We start from the raw sequence: 2,198 nt of genomic DNA, 5'->3' as shown, positions 1-2,198 counted from the left end.
ATTGTTGTTAGTATTACATCCGTGACATCAATATATCCGCCGTTCTTTGCAAATAATGCTGCGCTTTTTCCAGTTACAGTTCCTTCCGTCATCATGATGACACCTCTGTTTTCTGTATAAAGCCCGATAAAAGCATTATTAATCGTTGTTTTCCCATACAATTCAATTAAGCTGTAAGGATCTGTGGAAGCTGCTCCGTTTCCGTTACCATCTGTTGTTGTTAAAACAACATTTTCGCCTCTAATATATCCACCGTTCACTGCCAATAATGCTCTGTTCCCCCCAGTCACTATTCCTCCCATCATTGTGATTGTGGAGAATAAACCGTCTGCATAGAGTCCATCGCCATAAGATGATGTAACTTGAACGCTGCCTTTTTGACTATTGGCTAAAGTAATGATGCTGCCTTCCGTAACGTATAGCCCAGCGTGTTCTCCATTATATTCTCCTCCTAATATCGCTATTTGAGAATGACCTTCTGCGGATATGCTGGTTTCTGCTTGGGTAATGGTTACATTTTCTAAAGTGACTTGACTTCCAGCAAAGGCTGTTATTCCTGTGTATAAAAACTCTTCATTTACCAATTCATTTTCTAATTCACTTTCCCAGCCAGCGTCTAATTCATTGTCCGATGTTTTTGCATTTGCTAGCTTGTCTTGATCACTTATGCTGGTGTTTGCATAAGTAATTGTTACATTTTCTAGCTTGTTTTTTTTGCTCTTACTTTCATTGAAGAATGCGCCAGTTTCAAAAGCTTTAATGGTTCCTCCTGTCATTGTGATTGTGCCACTGTTTTCTGCATAAAGCCCAATTACAGCATCATTAATTACCGTATTTCCATGCAATTCAATTTTACTGTTAACATCATTGGCTATTGCACCGATTCCGGTGCCATCTGTTTTTAAAGTAACATCTGAGATGTCAATATGTCCGCCATTTTCTGCAAGCAATGCTGTGCTTCTTCCAGTTATTGCTCCACCAGTCATTGTGATTGTAGATTGTTCACCATTTGCATAAAGTCCATCACCATGGGATGATGTAACTTGAACACTGCTTTTTTTGTTATCGGCTAATTCGCTATAAGTTAAAGTAATAGCGCTGCCTCCTGTAGCGGATATTCCTTTGAGTTCTCCATCAAATGCTCCTCCTAATATCGTTATTTCAGAATGATCATTTGCAAATATACTGGTGTTTGCTTGTGTAACCGTTACGTTTTCTAAAGTAACTTTGCTTTTGTTGTCGGCATTTATTCCCTCGTCCATGAAGTGGTCGTCTTTACCGCTTGATATTGTTACACCTTCCAGCTTGTTTTTATCATTCATACTGTTTTCGAAGAAAGCGCCAATTTCAGAAACCGTAATAATGCCTCCAGTCATTTTGATTGTAGCACCATCTTTTGCATTAAGACCAAGACGAATGTCAAAATCAGTTCCTTTAATGGCTGTGTCTTGCAGGAATGTAATCGCACTGCCAAGACCGTCAGCTGTTACAGCATAAATATCTGTGTCTTTATTCCCAACCACAGTTAAATGTGTGCCAGTGATTTCTCCGTTGTCTTTCGCATTAATCATCTCATACGTTGTATTAGATACTTCTTTTTTCTCGCCGGAAACTTCAAGAGTTTCAGCATATACATTGAGATGGGTGTTGAATAGCATGACAGCTATGACAGCCGTGCAGGATAAAAGGGACTTTTTACACATCAAGATTTCCTAAATTATAAGTAAATTATAAGTGCCACACACTCTTCCCCCGCTTATAAGAAGGATATCAAATGGATGGGTATTTTAGAGATGGAACGTGATAGGCGATTTTTATTTTTATGTAAAGTATAAAATAAATTATATATTTAATATATAATGAATTATATTTTAAATTCATTTTGTTCTAAAATAAATATATTATGTTAATATTATATAAGTATTATAAGTTTTTCTATTCAAGATATGTGTTATGTTTGCATAAAACTTGTTGCTTATGCTTAAAGAAAAGAAGTAGGCAAGAAAATTTCAAAAAACTGTATGCTTGAGCCTGATAGAGATCTCTTTCAACATCATAAACAAAGCTAATACCATAGCTTTCATGTTTTCCTTTAATACGGTTACGATGAAATAGCGTTCATTGATTTTTCAATCGACTTTTAGTTTTTTTCAAGGGAAATTTTTACTAGTTGAAAGCGCGATATTTTATTGTCTTGA

At 36.2% G+C, this 2,198-nt stretch carries 1 pseudogene; it reads right to left on the bottom strand.

Annotated features, from left to right (window positions below):
* A pseudogene (locus tag ACFIO3_RS11960) lies at window positions 1–1,703 on the bottom strand (hypothetical protein); the annotation flags it as partial.
* Window positions 1,704–2,198 lie beyond the last annotated feature (495 nt).

The sequence above is a fragment of the Bartonella sp. AD328YNZD genome (assembly GCF_042196425.1).
Note: the sequence above shows the minus strand (reverse complement) of the source record. Positions and strands in the feature narration are given on the sequence as shown.